10 protein-coding genes are annotated in these 17237 nt (G+C 46.7%); 3 read left to right on the top strand and 7 right to left on the bottom strand.

The features are described from left to right. Positions 1-11: 11 nt before the first annotated feature. The 7 genes from DYD21_RS05310 to DYD21_RS05280 all read right to left on the bottom strand — a co-directional run bounded on the left by DYD21_RS05310 (position 12) and on the right by DYD21_RS05280 (position 13192). Positions 12-1658, bottom strand: a complete 1647-nt coding sequence (locus DYD21_RS05310; protein WP_116033752.1) for a VCBS repeat-containing protein — start codon at positions 1656-1658, stop codon at positions 12-14. A gap of 112 nt (positions 1659-1770) precedes the next feature. Further along, positions 1771-2187, bottom strand: a complete 417-nt coding sequence (locus DYD21_RS05305; protein WP_116033749.1) for a TonB-dependent receptor plug domain-containing protein — start codon at positions 2185-2187, stop codon at positions 1771-1773. A gap of 232 nt (positions 2188-2419) precedes the next feature. Continuing rightward, positions 2420-4708 (bottom strand): S9 family peptidase, encoded by a 2289-nt coding sequence (locus tag DYD21_RS05300; protein WP_116034571.1) that lies wholly within the window; start codon positions 4706-4708, stop codon positions 2420-2422. Positions 4709-4780: 72 nt separating this feature from the next. After that, positions 4781-6553, bottom strand: coding sequence for a DUF885 family protein (locus tag DYD21_RS05295; protein WP_116033747.1), 1773 nt, complete (start codon positions 6551-6553; stop codon positions 4781-4783). Positions 6554-7165: 612 nt separating this feature from the next. Then, positions 7166-10849, bottom strand: a complete 3684-nt coding sequence (locus tag DYD21_RS05290; RefSeq protein WP_158551424.1) for an FG-GAP-like repeat-containing protein — start codon at positions 10847-10849, stop codon at positions 7166-7168. A gap of 94 nt (positions 10850-10943) precedes the next feature. Then, positions 10944-12062 (bottom strand): 6-bladed beta-propeller, encoded by a 1119-nt coding sequence (locus DYD21_RS05285; protein WP_116033742.1) that lies wholly within the window; start codon positions 12060-12062, stop codon positions 10944-10946. A 230-nt stretch (positions 12063-12292) separates the two neighbouring features. Beyond that, on the bottom strand, positions 12293-13192 hold the full coding sequence (locus tag DYD21_RS05280) for an AraC family transcriptional regulator (protein WP_158551423.1): 900 nt from the start codon (positions 13190-13192) through the stop codon (positions 12293-12295). 486 nt (positions 13193-13678) lie between these two features. Between DYD21_RS05280 and DYD21_RS05275 the strand changes: the two genes are divergently transcribed. The 3 genes from DYD21_RS05275 to DYD21_RS05265 all read left to right on the top strand — a co-directional run bounded on the left by DYD21_RS05275 (position 13679) and on the right by DYD21_RS05265 (position 17235). Beyond that, complete coding sequence (locus DYD21_RS05275; RefSeq protein WP_116033736.1) at positions 13679-14608, top strand: dihydrodipicolinate synthase family protein; 930 nt, start codon at positions 13679-13681, stop codon at positions 14606-14608. Continuing rightward, positions 14608-16176, top strand: coding sequence for an aldehyde dehydrogenase (NADP(+)) (locus DYD21_RS05270; protein WP_116033734.1), 1569 nt, complete (start codon positions 14608-14610; stop codon positions 16174-16176). Before DYD21_RS05275 ends, DYD21_RS05270 begins: the two co-directional genes overlap by 1 nt. 117 nt (positions 16177-16293) lie before the next feature. Next, positions 16294-17235, top strand: coding sequence for an ornithine cyclodeaminase family protein (locus DYD21_RS05265; protein WP_116033731.1), 942 nt, complete (start codon positions 16294-16296; stop codon positions 17233-17235). Positions 17236-17237: the final 2 nt, after the last annotated feature.

Raw genomic sequence — 17237 nt, 5'->3', positions numbered from 1 at the left:
GAGAGGGAACTTCAGTTTTCAACGGACGCTGATTCATTTTTCAGAAGCAAAATATGGGGACTTTGAGTAAGGATATTTTCGATCTGTTCATGGACTCGTGTAGGCCCCATCGAAAAGTTGGCGAGCACAATATCTTCGGCTCCGTCCCCGGTAAAATCTGCGGCATCCATTGCGATCCATCGGCCATAAGAAGCTTCGGGCGGGTGGAACGGGGTAAATGTGTTATTTCCTTCATTTTCAAAAAATATGAACCCTTCATACGGCTTGCGGGAGTAGTCCGCAAAAAAGGATGAAACTGCAAGATCGGGATGTCCGTTTCCGGAGAAATCTTTTGCAATCGCTTTGTATGCCCCGTTAATCGGGTAGAACCACTTTTCCGAAAATTGATTTTCATCTTCATTCATATAAATATAGACCCCGTGATACGGTTTATACATCATCGAGTAGTCCGCATTATCACCGCTTGTATAAAGGATATCGGGGCGGCCGTTGTTATTAAAATCGTGCAGTTCAAAAGAGCTGGATCCTGCGGTAATCGGGAACTCGAGAAGTGTCTTGCGGCTGAATTGCCCATCGCCCAAATTTTCAAACAGGTAGATCGCCTGGTCCACTTGTGAACAGAGCGCCAGGATATCCGGCAGGCCATTTCCGGTCCAGTCAATGATCTCACTGTCCAGGCAGCCGGGCGTGTTGATCAGCATGTTTTTTTGCTGATTAAAATTACCGCTTCCCTCCCCTTTCAGCCAGAACACAGAACCTTCCCTGTGACCAAATTCACTTACGAGAAGATCCAGTTTACCATTTTGATTGAGATCAGCGAGGAGTGATTCGACCGGACGAGCCAGATTCTCGATAAACCGATCATCGAACTCACCGTTGCCGCTGTCCGGATCGTACCATCCACGGGAAATAAACCCATCTTTGGCATCCGACGGATTGATATTTGCGATGTAGGTAATCATCAGCTCTCTCCTTCCCGGTTCGGATGTATCGTTGGTGAAGGCGATATGAGAAATGGCAGCCGGTACTTCAAAAGTGTCAACAATATCGAGGTCACGATTGTAAATTAACATCCGTCCAAGGTTGGCATCTGCAAGAAAAATCAGTCCGTTTACCGGATCGATTTTCACCGCGCTCGCCATGGGATGGGTATCGGACCGGTACGGCGGACGAAGAGGTTTAAAAATGTGGTTTTCACGCCGGATTTCAGTAAAATCGTCATCTCTTTCAAGCCGTTCAGGCGCCATCTCTTCATAAAAATCGAGGATGGCCTGCCACTCTTCATCAGTAGCTATAGCGTAATCGGGATAGAAATTTTCGGGAAGATATTCGGTCTCATCCAGCGGATACTCTTCCCCGTCATATTCAAAGATACCGAGATGCGGACCCATCGCGGGCAGGGTTTGTGTGAGCCAGGTATTTTTATCGAGAAGATCCGGTTCCGGGTAGATATGGCATCCGGCACAATGGCGGCGGGCGATCAGTTCTTTATCGGTCAGGCGCTCATCAAGAGCTGTACTGCTGCTATATTCTGAATCCGGAGACTCATCTGACGCGCAGGAAGCCATCAGCAGAAATAGCGGAAGTACTATCCATAACCATAAACAGCTCTCAGAACCGCGGGATCGCTCCATTCGTAAGTCTACATCATGATTCATGAAAAATTCTGTACTGAAGTACTTCGGGGCAAAACCCGTGAGGCATCAACTTGGATCCCATATCTTTTTGATCATTATGGAGTTCGTTGTGGAGTCTCACCCTTTCATCAGCCTACTTTGTACGGATAACAATGGCGCCATTGCTGCCTGCGAGTCCGTATCTTACCGAGGCTTCTGATCCTTTCAAAATTTGTACAGAAGAAATATTCTGAACCGGCACCATTCGCTCAACACGATTGTAGTCGTGGCCCGACCGAACGCCGTTTATTACATAAAGCGGCTGCGTTTCGGCTTCAAAAGAGAAATTCCCCCGGATAATCACCGATATATTTCCACCGGTTTCGTGAATATCCACTCCGCCTACACGCTGCAAATAATCGGAGAGGCGAAGTGACGGATCATGAATTTCGATATCCGGCTGCTGATTCGACCTGGTTTCGCCCGAACGGGTTTCGTTTGTACTGCTGCACCCTGCAAACAGCAGTCCCATCATCAAAAAAGAAGTGAAAACGTATCGATTATTTTTCATCTGCTGCGGGTTTGTTCAATAATTGATGAGAAATATGGTCCTAATATTCCACATTTGCTTACTGTCAATATATCCATTACAACGGTGGTTTAAATGATTTCATACCCAACGCAAGTTCGAAATAAAAAATAGAGTCCAAAAACCCATTTCATCATTGCGCCTTTGCGCCTTTAAAACTTCGCGCCGTTGCGCCTCCGCGAGAACCCCCAACTAAGTATAAACCCCACAGATCTCACTGCGTACTCAGCTGATTCCAGTTTGGTGCCCGTTTCCCAAGCAGATGCTCCACAAAGAAATCACGGCGCTTTCGCTCTTCATAATCACCAATCGATCCGTGACCCGCACCGGGTATGCTCAGAAAATCAAAATCTTTATTCGCTTTAATCAAGGCGTCCGCAAGCTGGTAGGTGGATGCGGGATCTACGTTTGTATCCAGTTCACCCACAAAAAGAAGCAGGTTGCCCTCCAGTTTATCGGCGTGTACGATGTTGGATGCATCGTCGTACTGTTGTCCGATTGGCCAGCCCATCCACTGCTCATTCCACCAGATTTTATCCATCCGGTTATCGTGGCAGCCCACGGATGAAACGGCTACGTGGTAGTGTTCGGGATGAAACAGAAGCGCCCCGGTGGAACTCTGTCCCCCGGCGGATCGTCCGTAAATTCCTACTCTCTCATTATTATACCACGAGTATTGCTCGGCTACGGCTTCATGCCAGAGAATCCTGTCCGGGAATCCGGCATCTCCCAGATTTTGCCACGCAACATCATGAAACTCTTTCGACCGGTTGGCTGTGCCCATTCCGTCGATCTGCACAACGATGAACCCGAGTTCTGCAAGGGACATCATATTGCTGTAGTTCATGAAGGATTTCGGCACAAAATTACTGTGCGGTCCCGCATAAATGTACTCAATCACCGGGTAGCTCTGATTCGGATCAAAGTTTGTCGGGCGGATGATAATACCATAAATATCGGTTTCTCCATCTCTTCCTTTAGCTGAAAACTGCTCGGGTGCCTGCCACCCCGCCTCTTCCAGTGCACTGATATCAGACTCTTCCAGTTCCATTACGAGGGACTGATCGGATGTTCTGCGAAGTTCAGAAACCGGGGCCTGGTCAACCTGCGACCAGGTAGAAACATAAAATTCACGGTCGGATGAAAATTGCACGGAATGATTTCCATCAGCTTCTGTGAAACGGGTAAGTCCGCTTCCGTCAAAATTGATTCTAAGGTAGTGGATGTAGTACGGATCCTGGTCATCATCCAGCCCGCTGGCACGGAACCAGATCTGCCGGTTCTCTTCATCCACATAGTCCACGTCACGCACAACCCAGTCACCCTGCGTAATCTGGTTTTTCAGCTCACCCTCTTTTCCATCATAGAGGTAAAGATGTCGCCAGCCGTCCCGCTCCGACATCCAGATAATCTCTTCGCCATTTTCAGTGTAATGTCTGTACAGTGATGTTGCATAACTGAAAAAAGTATCGGGCTCATCATTCACCAAAGCACGCGCTTCGCCGGTTTCGCCATCCACTTCGATGATTCTGTACGCCTCATGTCCGCGCTGATTGTACTCAAAGTAAAATCCACGGCTGTCACTCCACCAGTTCATGTTACTGTTGGAATAGGCGTTCGGGAAAAGGTCGTTATCCACGTTTATCTGATTTCCATCTTCCACATGAAATAGCACCGGCTGATCTATATCCAGCACATCCCCCGGTTTGATGTATGTACGGCTGAGGTGGCGCGGCTGCAGCTGATCCTGCGGTGAACTTTCCACGTAATGTATTTTCCGGTCGTATCCCGGAATTTTGCGATAGGCAGCCAGTTTTTCGGAATCAGGTGACCAGCGGAAAGAGTTGTAATTATAATAGTTTTGTTCTGAACCGTCGGTGCTTAGCATGGTTACTTCATCCGTCTCGACGTTACGGAGCGCAACGTTGTAATTTTTCACAAATGCTTTCCATTTCCCGTCGGGCGATTCCCGTTCTTCTTCACTTCTTGCCAGGTTCACCGGTTCCAGGTCATGATCCCACACGCCCCAGCTTGACCAGCCAGATCCGCTGTTTTCGTCCGGACGAGTATCACAATGATAGGATGACAGCGAGCATGTATAGATCGTGCCATCGATAGACACTTCAATTGAAGATCGATTGTTCACATATTCAAATGAATTAAACGGCAGTTCAAGCCCGTGATACTCATCACCGGCCGCTTCAGACAGTGTCCGTGCAAGCCGGTCGTGATCGAACGGTGCTTCCCGTGATTGCTCTTCGGCGTTCACATGTACGAATTCATAACCGCCGGTTACACTTTTCCGGTACCAGAATTCCGGTGAATCTTCCAGCCAGGTCGGCTGACCCAGGATTCTGTCGGTGACGGTGCCGTCAAAACGATCACGCAGTTCATCTGCCCGCTGATAATCTTCGAGCTCACCCTGACCAAACAGAGCGGCTGGCAGAAGCAAAAGTGCAGCGGCAGTAAGTGTACATGTTTGTAGAAGTATTCGTGATACCATAGTGTCTGATGTTTTATTGTGCCGGTTGATATTCATTCGTAGCAGCATACTTTTTTGTTCAGCCATATTCGGTTATTGATCCCGGTTTTCAAAAAAATCAGCGACCTGCTGTTCCAGAACCGGCAGGGTAACCGGACCGTTTTTCAGCACCGCCTCATGAAAGTCGCGGATATCGAAATCGTCGCCCAGTTCTTCTTCATAGGTTTCGCGAAGTTCCCGGATCTTCAGCTCACCCATTTTATAGGCAAGAGCCTGTCCCGGCCACGCGATATATCGGTTGGTCTCCGTGTCGATTTCGTGATGGGATAGCGCTGTGTTTTCAGTCATAAAATTAATCGTATCCTCGCGGCTCCAGCCCAGGGCATGCATCCCGGTATCTACAACCAAACGGCAGGCGCGCCACATTTCGTAAGTGAGCCGGCCAAAATTGGAATAGGGATCGTCGTAAAGGCCAACATCCAGTCCGAGTCGTTCAGCATAGAGCGCCCATCCTTCCGAAAATGCAGTTAATCCGCCTGCGCGTCTGGGAAGATCATCCATCTCCTGGTTCAGTCCGATTTGAAGATGGTGTCCCGGTACAGCTTCGTGGTAAGTCAGGGCTTCAAGCGTGTAGAGCGTCCGGCTTGGCAGATTGTAGGTATTCACCCAGTACTCACCCGCACGCGTTCCGCCGCCGAGCGAATACCGGCCGCCTGTATATCGCGGGGCGAGGTGATCGGGAACCGGCTGAACTCCGTACGGCCTTCTCGGCAGCGTATGGATATGAAAAATTTCAGGGAGTTTACCGTCCATTCGTTTTGAATGGTAGGATGCTTCCTTGAGCAGATCTTCCGGTTCATCCACAAAAAACTGCGGATCGGTTCGGAGAAACTCCAGGAATTCATCAAAGCTCCCTTCAAACCCTACTTCTTCGATGATTTCATACATCTCATTTCGAATACGCTCCACTTCATCGAGCCCTACCTGGTGCACCTCTTCGGCCGTCATCGGCAGCGTGGTGTGATATTCTATCAGGTGATTATAATAATCCTCGCCATCCGGCAGATCTGCAGTCGCGATCGTCTCACGGGCAGCGGGGATATACTCATTAGTCAGAAAATCGGCTAGCGATCTGTACGCCGGCATAACCGACTGCTCAATTGCAGCTCTGCCCTCTTCGGCCAGACGTTCACGATCTGATTCTGATATTGATGACGGAAAATCCTCAAACGGCTCATAAAAACTGGATTCGGTGGCTTCATCCACAATTGCCGAGGTAAAATAATGGTCGTAATCATCCACAAAAATCACTGATGGAAGCGTATACCCCTCTTCCATTCCGGTTCGCATGTGTTCGATATGCTGATTGAAATAGTTTGGTACAGCGTTCAGGCGGGTGATATAATCTTCGTAGTTCTGAAGGGAATCGAGCGGTACCCGGTTTTCCAGGCCGACTAACCGGTTAAAAAAACCTCCTTCGTGGTTCATGGGCACCAGGTAACTCCGGTATCGGTGCTGATTCACATTGTGGTCAACCTGACGCTTGAAAGAGTCGTACGTAATCTGGTGACTTAGATCGAGTTCATCGCGGGTAACATCCGACTCCAGCTGATTCTGAATATCACTCCAGAATTCATATCTGCGCTCAAGATCTTCCATCGCTACCGACTGAAGTCTGTCGTTTTCCTGATACTCTCCATCATCACCTCCCCGAAACGGATTTTCACGAATTTCAAACTCTTCAGCTTCATCCATCAATGCGTGCAGACGATCGCTGTTCGATTCTGAATCGCATCCCGCTAAAAGCATTATAAATCCGGATAAAAACAGGATAAGTACAGGAACTGGTTTCAAATAGGGTGGCATTCTGAAATATTTTTGTTTGTGTTGATTGGCTTTATATATCAAATACAAGTTCGGGGAACCTCTGATATCTTGTTCAATACTTGTGGGTTTTTACGATTGATAGATTTTTACATTTTGAAATCTTCGGATTGTATCCCCAATTTTTTAAGATGGTATAACATTAATAAAATTCATTAGCCTTAAAATTTTCACCACGAGGACTCAAAGACACGAAGATTCACGAAAGTTCTATTATTGATATCATAACACCTCACAATCTTACCCATCTCTGCGCCGTTGCGCCACCGCGGTAAAATTCTCCAGCCGTACAGTTTTCACCACGAGGACTCAAAGACACGAAGATTCACGAAGGTTTCATTATTGATTTTATTACACCTTACAAATCTTCCCCATCTCTGCGCCGTTGCGCCACCGCGGTAAAATACTCCAGCCGCACAGTTTTCACCATGAAGGACACAAGGACTCTAAGCTACACGAAGGTTAAAATTTGATTTTATACCACACAATAATTATCACCTTCTTTGCGCCGTTGCGCCTCCGCGAGAAAATTCTCCAGCCGTACATTTAACACCCTCACTGCGCCACCGCGCCACCGCGGCAAAAAAAATGAAATCAATACGATATCACATAATCCATCTGCCCCGGATCGATATCGATTTGATCCACACGTCCATCAAACCAGGTCACTTCAACTGCTTCCGGTGTGCCTGAAACTCCAAGAATCTGTACAGTGCTGTTTTGTGACCAATATCCAGATCCCGCCTGGATATACCGCACCGGGCCTGCCGATCCGTCCGCATACATCAGCCTCACAATTGAACCGATTCCAAGCCTGTTCTGCGCAGGACCTTCGAGAGCAACCCGGATTCCGCGTTCTGCCGACCGGTTTTCAAAAATACGAGTAGCAGCGGCATTCTGACTCACCGCCAGGTCCACTTTCCCATTTCCGGTATAATCCGCCAGAGCGGCACCCCGCTGTTCACCATAAACTTTTACGCCGCTTTGGTGACCCGGTACCGTTTGAAAGTTTCCATCGCCATCCCCTTTCAGCCAGAGTCCGCGTCCGGAGTCGAGGCGTGGTTTTCGCTGCGGATCAGCAACGGCAAAGAAATTCTGGGAGATGAAGATGTCATCCTGACCACTGTTGTCCATGTCGGCAACACCTGCGTAAAATCCAGCCGTTAACTGCGTTTCAACCGGCAGAGATTTTGCTTCAAAACGTTCACCTTCATGGTTGATGAACACTTTATGCTTCAGCGTATTTGCATCTTTATGGTTAATCTGATCCGGGTCCGCCCGAAGCATATCGCCGATGGTCATTTCTGAAAACTGCTTGTTCGACCGCACGTGGCGCAGAATATCCTCAATATTTTCATACTCCTCCAGTTTTCTGCGAGGCACATCGCCGCCAATCTGTTCATCGTAATACGTATCAACGATATCGATTCGGCCATTCCGGGTGAAATCACCGTAAAAGATTCTGAGCGGACGGTCTGGATTTTCAATTCTGTACGGACTGTTTTCACCCCAGTTCGTTGCCACCAGGTCGGAATACCCGTTTCCGTTGAAATCTCCCGCAGCAACGCCTTGCCAGAGACCATTGTAGCGATCGAGACCGAGTTCGGATGTCCGTTCGGTAAACATGCCGCCGTTATTTTCAAAAAGTTTCAGCGAACCCCATTCCGTAGTTAGGATCAAATCCTGCTCACCGCTGTTATTGTAATCTACAAAAAGGGCCCCGGTCACCAGCCCGATATCATTCAGAACCGCCTGGTTTTCTGTGTCGTGAACCAGTGTCCCATTGTCGTTTCTAAAGAGGCGCGAATCGGCATCATAAGGATATTGCCCCGGTTTGAACCGTCCGCCGATGAACAGATCAACTCGCCCATCCCCGGTATAATCTGCAGCCGCAAGCGGACCGGTTGTTGATAAGATTCCCGGCAGGCTATCGGAAGACACAACTTCTCCGCCTTCCAGCCGGTAGTGAATAGCTGATGGAACCCGCGCCGACCCCTGTTCATAATTTGCAAAACCGATCACAAGGTGCGTCTGGCCATCTTCCTTCCATCCCACAATTCCCGTTTGATCTCCGGGCGCTTCTTCATTCAAGAGATCAATATCCAGCGGGGTAAAGTTTCCGTTTTCTACGCGATAGATTCCGGTTTTGCCACCTGCCCCGGCACCGATAATCAGCTCCTCGCCACCATCCCCGGTCAGATCAAGCCAGGCCACAGCGGGACCCTGCCTGCTAAGTTCAAAAGGAAGCAGCGGCTGTACCCTGAAATCGTTAAAATCACTCTCATGGTGCCGGTGATTCAATTGATCGGTTCGGTCTGAAAATAATGGTTCTGCAGACTCCTCATTGGAATTATCCGGCATGGACGACGCGATGTTATTCTGATCGATCTCATACATCCGGTTGGGCTGAACGTCCATTTCTGTCTGCGATCCATCCGGCCAGGTGATCTGCAGGTGATGATTTTCATTGGCCGGATCTGCCGCAAAAACGGCGAACGGGTCCGACCCGGAGAGATAATCTCCTCCGCTGATGAGTTCTTTGGTTTGATGATCCACAGGCCCGCCGGTGAGTTTCAGCTTCGCCCCGATCGCCTGTGTGTTGGGTGATGTGCCGATCAGCCGAACCGAAATTCGCGGCCCAAGCGCCCTGTTTTTAAAAATTCCCGGTTCATCATTCATCCGGCTTGATACCACATCCAGCACACCGTTGCCATCGAGATCGGTCAGCGCAATACCGAGCGAGATATCTTTTTCGGTGAATCCCCAGTCGCTGCTCAGATCGGTGAACGTAAGGTCTCCATTATTTTTGAAGATGCGGTTTTGCTGCAGCAGGCGATCAAAATCCTCTACATAATTTCTAGCAGCTCCCCTCGTGGCGATCAGGTGATCGAGCATTTGTCGCTGTGAATCCAGGTTTTGGAAATCAAACGCAAAACCGGTTTTTACCAGAAGATCTTCGTAACCATCCAGGTTCAGATCAATAAAACGCGTGGCCCAGGACCACTCCGTGGCGTGAACTCCGCTGTAGTATGAGATCTCTGCGTAGGTATTATCACCGCGATTCAAGAACAGGGAGTTCCGGTTATAGCGCGGGCGATTTTCATAGTCACCCGGAAGCAGCGGAAACGGCTCGGTTGGCAGGCGCATCTGCAGGCGGTCGCTGTGCTTGTCGTTGAGCATCTCTACGGTGAAAATATCGAGGTGACCATTGCGACTCACATCCGAAAAATCAACCGTCATGGAGTAAAAACTGGAATTTCGCATGGCAAGCGTATCGATAGCGCGAAAGGTGCCGTCGCCCTGGTTCATCCACACACGGTCGGGCGTCCAGTAATCATTCGAGACGTAGAGATCGGGCAGGCCGTTGCCGTTGAGGTCGTGAAATTTTGCGGCCAGTCCCCAGTCGGGATAGAAACCGAGGGGTGAGCCATCAGAAGCGAGGAACATGTTTTCGGGATCCTCCACTTTAGAAAATGTGCCATCCCCGTTATTAAAGTAGAATTCATCCTCCCGGCCGATTTCATGGCGCTCGGGCGGAAATCCTTCACCGCGGTCAAGGATCGTAAAATAATCGTCGTACGGCTCAACCAGTTCACCATCCTGCACGGTGTTTTCCCACACGAGCTCCTGCACATCAAAAACATCCACAACATTAATCTCCCGATAATTTACCACGTAGAGATCCAGGTAGCCGTTGCCGTTCACATCAGCCAGAGCCATTGTCATGCTGCCGCGAGCCGGACCCAGCCCGCTGTTTTCCTGGTATTCAAACCGGCCCTCGCCGTCATTCAGGTAGAGTGCATTTTCACTGTCGATGGATGTGATCAGCAGATCGAGATGCCCGTTTCCGTTTACATCAGCAAACACAGCTCCGGCAGAAAGGTGATTTTCGTGGGCAACTCCGGCTTGCTCTGTGATATCCTCAAAGCGAAATCCGCCAAGGTTTTTGTAGAGCTTGTTGGGGCCGTCAATCCGGGCAAAATAGAGATCCGGCAGCCCGTTCCCTGTGATATCTCCGGCGGCAACGCCTGAACCGTTCATCAGAACGCGGTTTTCGTTCATCCGCTCATCCGAGAGAAAATTATTGATGGTGATACCAGTGCGTGAAGACGGAATCATCTCAAAGCCCACCGGCCCGCTATCGGAAACCGGCAATTCAGCCCAGCGATATCCATCCTCCTGGTGCCATTCTGCTTCAAAGGAATCTTCACTGCATCCAAATAAAAAAAGCAGCATCAGCACCGCGATGCCGGGAAAGAGTTGTGATTTACTGTTCATTAAATCGGTTTGATGCATAAGACAGGCACAAAATTGTTTTCTCAATAGACAATTCATATAAATCTATGAAGTCTGTACCCCGTTAATGGGCTGGTTATATTTCTGGTAATTCGAATGTGGAGGCCACAATACTTGGGTTCCCGTCTTCATCAGTGTAATTCCAAAGAACCGTGTTTCCTCGGATATCCTGGAGGTATGCGTTGTGGTGTGGTATTTCAATATAGAACTGTGGCTCACCACTTGGGGTAAAGGCGAACCATCCATGATCCAGCTCATCAGAAAGAAGTTCCACCCAAATACGTTGTTGATCATCAACTACTAATTTGCTCGCAACAGGTTTTACATCAGGCATATGCTGACGCATTATCGTACGCTGAGGATTTTGCCATTGGTTAAGGGCACTATCTTGTTCTGCATTCGTTATAGCCACAGGCTGTAGCGAATAAGAAAATGCCTCGTGTTTTTCACCATCAAGTGTGAAATAATTGATGTCTAAGTTTTCAGTCCAAAGCGAGTATACCTTGCTTTCGCGATCAAACGCCAACTGCTTGGTATTTCCAAAGATTCTGCCTGCTACAAATGGTATTTGTGAATCGTCCACAACGAATTCATGAATAGGTACCTTGAATAAAGTATCCTGAAGAATGTCCCCGTCACGGCTAATAAAACTTATGGGTGTTTCTGAAGAATTATTCATTCCGGAGGGACTGAGCAAAATGTCATTTTTGATCAGAATCCCTTCTTCCGTCAGCCCTAACAAATTGCCCAGGAGGTTTTGCTTAGTAACATTTATTGTACGTGCGTGTTCGTACATCTCATTCCGGTAATCAAATACTTCGATTTTAAGAGAAATACCATCAGTAACTAATAAGCTGTTTTGAGCGAGTATAATTGAACCTACATTTTGAAATTCTTCTGGTCCCTGACCATTATTTCCGATTTTCTGAATCAGATTCCCTTCCGCATCAAACGTGAATACAACCGGTTGAGTGGGATCAGTTACAAGTACATTGCCGTTATCGTCTATTTTCATCGATCGGATATAACGAAATGCCATATCTGCTGATTCTGTAAACTCAAAGGCTGTCTCTATCGGTAGTTGAATGAAGGAATCCTGGGAAAGATGATTGGGTGAATGCTGCTCTTGTGTACAGGAAATAATTATACATGCAACAAATCCGATAATTCCTAAAAATTGTATTTTATGAATCATATATAACTATTTCTATTCATCTTAGATTTTGGAAAAAATACATTGAAGAAATTTAAATGCATTATATCGATTTCACCCCAGGCCGGGTGAAGTTCCCGGGTGGTATTCAGTGCTCAGATCACTTGCTGAGCATTCATTCCAGTTCAGTTGTGACTAACTGAACTGGAATGAAAAGTTTTAAAGTTGAGGCAAAATCGTATCCTTTATTTCGAATAAATTTGGGTTGGTTCTTAAGATGCGTGCGAAATATTCTCCACCCGCTCTTCATATTTTTTCACGTAGGCTGTAGGTGAAAGCCCCGTTACTTTTTTAAACTGGCGGTTAAAATTCGAAACGTTGTTAAAACCGCACTCATAGCAGATTTGAGAGACATTCAATTCACTGTCACGCAGCATTTTACACGCTTTTGAGACCCTCACTTCAATCAAAAACTGGATAAATGTTTTCCGGGTGTGCTGTTTAAAAAAGTGACAAAACGCGGCCTGACTATAATTTGCAATATTGGCTGCATCTTCCAGCTTTATATTGTCTTTATAATTCATGAAAATGTAATTAATCACCTCGTTGATCTTGTGATTTTCATTGTCACTCAACGGTTCCGGGCTGTTAATACTCGCCAGGTATTCATATTCATCCGAGGTAGCAAGCTCATTCAGGATGGATAAAATTTCCAGAAATTGTTCAAATCCTTCGATATCTACGAGTGCACGAATCCGGTCTTCTACTTTTTGCACTGTTCGTGCCGAAAACTGAAGCCCCCTGCCTGACCGTTCAATCAGGTTCTGGATATCAGCCATCTCCTCGATCGTAAAAAATCCGTTTCCGAGCGACTCTTCCTGGAAAAATACAGAAACTGAATGCGACATAAGTTTACTATCCTCCTCAAAATATTCCGGAGAATTTTTGAACACATGCGACTGGTTGGATCCGATCAGAAACAGATCTCCCGGTTCAAAATGTGTGAACGTATTACCCACGAAAAGATCACCGGTACCTTCCATAACATATTTTAACTGAAGCTCCGGGTGGTAGTGAAGTTTATCGTAAAAATGTGGCAGGTAGTCATGTTCGAGCAAGAACCCTTTTTTGCCGGTTTTTGGCAGACGAAAGTAAATCGATTTGTCCCGCATAGTAATCACCTTCATTTTGTTAACATACACGTATCTTGATCTGTAATGTGCAAAATTCCGGATAAAGTGTGTAAGATTGTATTAAAAAAGAGAATTTTTACAGCGCATAGAACAAAATAGTACCAGCCCTGACCGGTATATTGCTATGAAAAGAAATACGTTGCAACGATGTACTGAAACCTGTAACCAATGTATGGAAAACCCCTTCCACAACGGTTTTTAAAGTTGTAAAAGGATTAAAAACGAATTCAAATTCACGAACATATACACTATATAAATCAAAATTGTAGAAGATTTTCAGGCGATTCTGGCCTTACATTTTTTTGAAGTTGCAAAAGAGCTATGATCGACCGATTATATTAGTAGGATGTACAATGTTAAGGTTTGGCTATGTTAATGGGACGTATTTGTTTATAAAGCACCAATTGTATATCCAATCATAGTTCTTGAGCTGCACATTTCAATTAAAATTCAGATAAAAACTATATGAAAATTCACTGGAAAGGAGTCTATCCCGCAATCACTACCAAGTTCAACGAAGATGGTTCTCTTGATTTTGAAACATTCGAGAAAAATATTCACACCCAGCTCGATGCGGGTATTCACGGTATAATCCTGGGAGGTACCTTAGGTGAAGCAAGTACACTAAAAAACGGGGAAAAGCTTCAGCTTCTTGAAAAAACACTGGAACTGGTTGATGGAAACATTCCCGTGATTATAAATATCGCAGAGCCAACAACGGATGCTGCGATTGAAGCCGCCCTGGATGCTCAGAAGAACGGTGCTGCCGGATTGATGCTGCTCCCGCCCATGCGTTATAAAGCCGATGACCGCGAAACGGTTGAGTATTTTAAGGCTGTTGCGGAATCTACTGAATTGCCGATAATGATCTACAACAATCCCGTGGATTACGGTATTGAAGTTACGCTGGATATGTTTGAACAGCTCACAGAACACGAGAATATTCAGGCCGTAAAAGAATCTACCCGGGATGTAACCAACGTAACCCGCATGATTAACCGGTTTGGAGATCGATTTAGCGTGTTATGTGGTGTGGATACTCTTGCCATGGAAACACTTTTGCTTGGAGCATCCGGATGGGTTGCAGGCCTTGTATGCGCATTTCCAAGAGAAACCGTATCCATTTATGAACTGTGCAAAGCGGGCAAAGTGGATGAAGCCGCCGAGATATATCGATGGTTTATGCCCCTGCTTGAACTCGATATTAATCCAAAACTTGTACAAAACATTAAACTTGCAGAAGTTGCAACCGGAATCGGCACCGAACATGTACGCAAGCCGCGCCTTAAACTCGCCGGAAAAGAACGCGAACATGTATTAGGCGTAATCGACAGCGCCATGAAAGCGCGGCCGAAAATCACGCAATATCTTGTTAATCAAAAACAACCAGTTTAATGATAGAAGGCAAAAACTTTATTGGAAAAACTCATTCAAATAAGGGAGATTCATTTCTCCAGGCCTCCAATCCGGAGACGAATGAACAGCTTCCTGAAAAATTTTACGTTGCTACCTCACAGGAAATTGAACAGGCATTTAAAAAAGCCGGGAGTGCATTTGATCAGTATAAAAACCTCTCCGGTGCAAAAAAGGCTGACTTTCTCGAAGCCATTGCCGAAGAGATTTTAAATCTCGGTGATGAGCTCATTCAACGGGCAGTTGCAGAATCGGGTCTGCCCGAGGGACGTTTCCAGGGTGAACGCGGCAGAACCGTGAACCAGATCAAAATGTTTGCTGGATTGCTGCGCGACGGTTCCTGGGTGGATGCCCGGATTGATCTCGCACAACCCGACCGCGAACCCCTCCCGAAAGCAGATATCCGGAATATGCTCTTTCCATTGGGCCCGGTAGTCGTTTTTGGGGCGAGCAACTTTCCGCTCGCGTTCTCAACCGCCGGCGGCGATACCGCTTCTGCGCTTGCTGCAGGATGCCCCGTAATTGTAAAGTCGCATGAATCGCATCCCGGAACGAATGAACTCGTCAGCCGTGCAATCCTGAAAGCAGCTGAACGCACCGGAATGCCGGATGGAGTATTCAGCTCACTAAACGGTAAAGCAGATGTTGGCGAAAAGCTTGTAAAACATCCTTCTGCAAAAGCGGTCGGCTTTACCGGATCATTCGCGGCAGGAACCGCAATTTTCAAAAATGCAGCGGCCCGTGATGAGCCGATCCCCGTTTATGCAGAGATGGGAAGCGTCAATCCCGTATTTCTGCTTGATGAGAAACTTTCATCTGACGCAGAATCTATCGCAGAAACATATGCAGGTTCAGTAACGCTGGGTAAAGGTCAGTTTTGTACCAACCCCGGACTTCTGATCGGTATCGAAAGCGACAATCTGAATACGTTTGCAAAAACTCTTGGCGAAAAACTCGCCGGATATACTCCGGACTGTATGCTGAATGAAGGAGTTGCCAAAAATTACAGGGCACAACGCAAAGAGATCCTGAGTCAGGACGGCGTTGAAGTTATTACAAGTCCGGCCGATGAAACCGGCCTCAACGGAGCCGCATCCCTTGCTGCCGTTAAAGCTTCAGTTTTCCTGGAGAATGATGAACTGCAGGAAGAAGTGTTCGGACCGTTTACCATTGTTGTGAAGTGTAAAGACAGCAGTGAGATGGAGAAAGTTGCTAAAAAACTGAATGGTCAGCTTACCGTTACGTTCATGGGCACGGAAAAAGAGCTTGTTGCACATGCCCCGCTGATTAACATCGGCAGGGAAAAAGCTGGACGGGTGATCTTTAATAATGCACCTACCGGCGTTGAAGTTTGTCCGTCGATGCAGCATGGCGGTCCGTTTCCTGCTACAACCGATTCCAAATTTACATCGGTGGGAACCGGCGCCATCCGTCGTTTTGCCCGGCCGATTGCATTCCAGGACTGCCCGGAAGAACTGCTTCCTGATGAGCTTAAAAATGACAATCCGCTTAAGATTCATCGCATAGTAGATGGAACACTGACAAAATAATTCTATGCAGACAAAAAAAGGTCATTCTGTTTACAGATGGCCTTTTCTGTTTTAAAAGGGAAAAATTCCTTCCTGGAAAATAATTTTACGTTCAAATGATTTTACAAATCTCTTAAGATGCTTAAAGTTGATAAGAAAACGACCCTAAATCATCTTCCATTCAAGGATTTTATACCATTCTTAAAAAAAGCTTTTGTCGGGAATTATACTGTACCTCAGCGTATGCATAAAAATTTCGACAATGGAATAGGCGATACTGCCTCAACACTGCTGCTTATGCCTGCATGGCAAAACAGTACGTATGTGGGTATTAAAACCGTAACCGTTTCGCCATATAATAAACAGTTTAACCTGCCAAGTATACAGGGACTCTATATACTTATTGACGCAAAAAACGGATCCCCGATAGCTTTGTTTGATGCCAGTGGCATTACTGCCCGCCGGACAGCCGCAAAATCAGCAGTAGCGTCATCTTTTCTTTCGCGGCCTGAATCTGAAACTCTTTTAATGGTAGGTACAGGTACATTAAGCACCGAACTTATTGAAGCCCATTGTACGATTCGCCCTATAAAGAAAGTTTATATATGGGAACATACCGAGGGAAAAGGTCAACTTGTAATTGATCAGCTGGCAGGCATGGATCAGAATTTTGAGGTAATAAATGATCTCTCTCAAGCCGTTCCTAAAGCAGATATCATCTCCGTCGCAACAATGAGTACCGACCCATTGATTTATGGCCGCTGGCTTAAACCTGGTCAGCATCTTGATATGGTAGGTGCTTATCGAACCGATATGCGGGAATCTGATAACGAGGTATTAAAGCGCTCTACTCTTTTTATAGACCATGATGATGCATGGCACGAAACAGGTGATCTTGCAATACCACTTGCCGACGGTGTAATACAAAAAGAGGATGTTGCAGCAACCCTGTTTGATTTGTGTCAGGGCAAATCAGCTGGAAGAAAAGATAGCAACGAAATTACATTTTTTAAATCTACCGGGCATGCACTGGAAGATCTAAGTGCGGCTATTTTTGTCTATCAACAACTAACTACGTAAAA

It is taken from the genome of Rhodohalobacter sp. SW132, from assembly GCF_003390325.1.
Classification (GTDB): domain Bacteria; phylum Bacteroidota; class Rhodothermia; order Balneolales; family Balneolaceae; genus SW132.
Note: the sequence above shows the minus strand (reverse complement) of the source record. Positions and strands in the feature narration are given on the sequence as shown.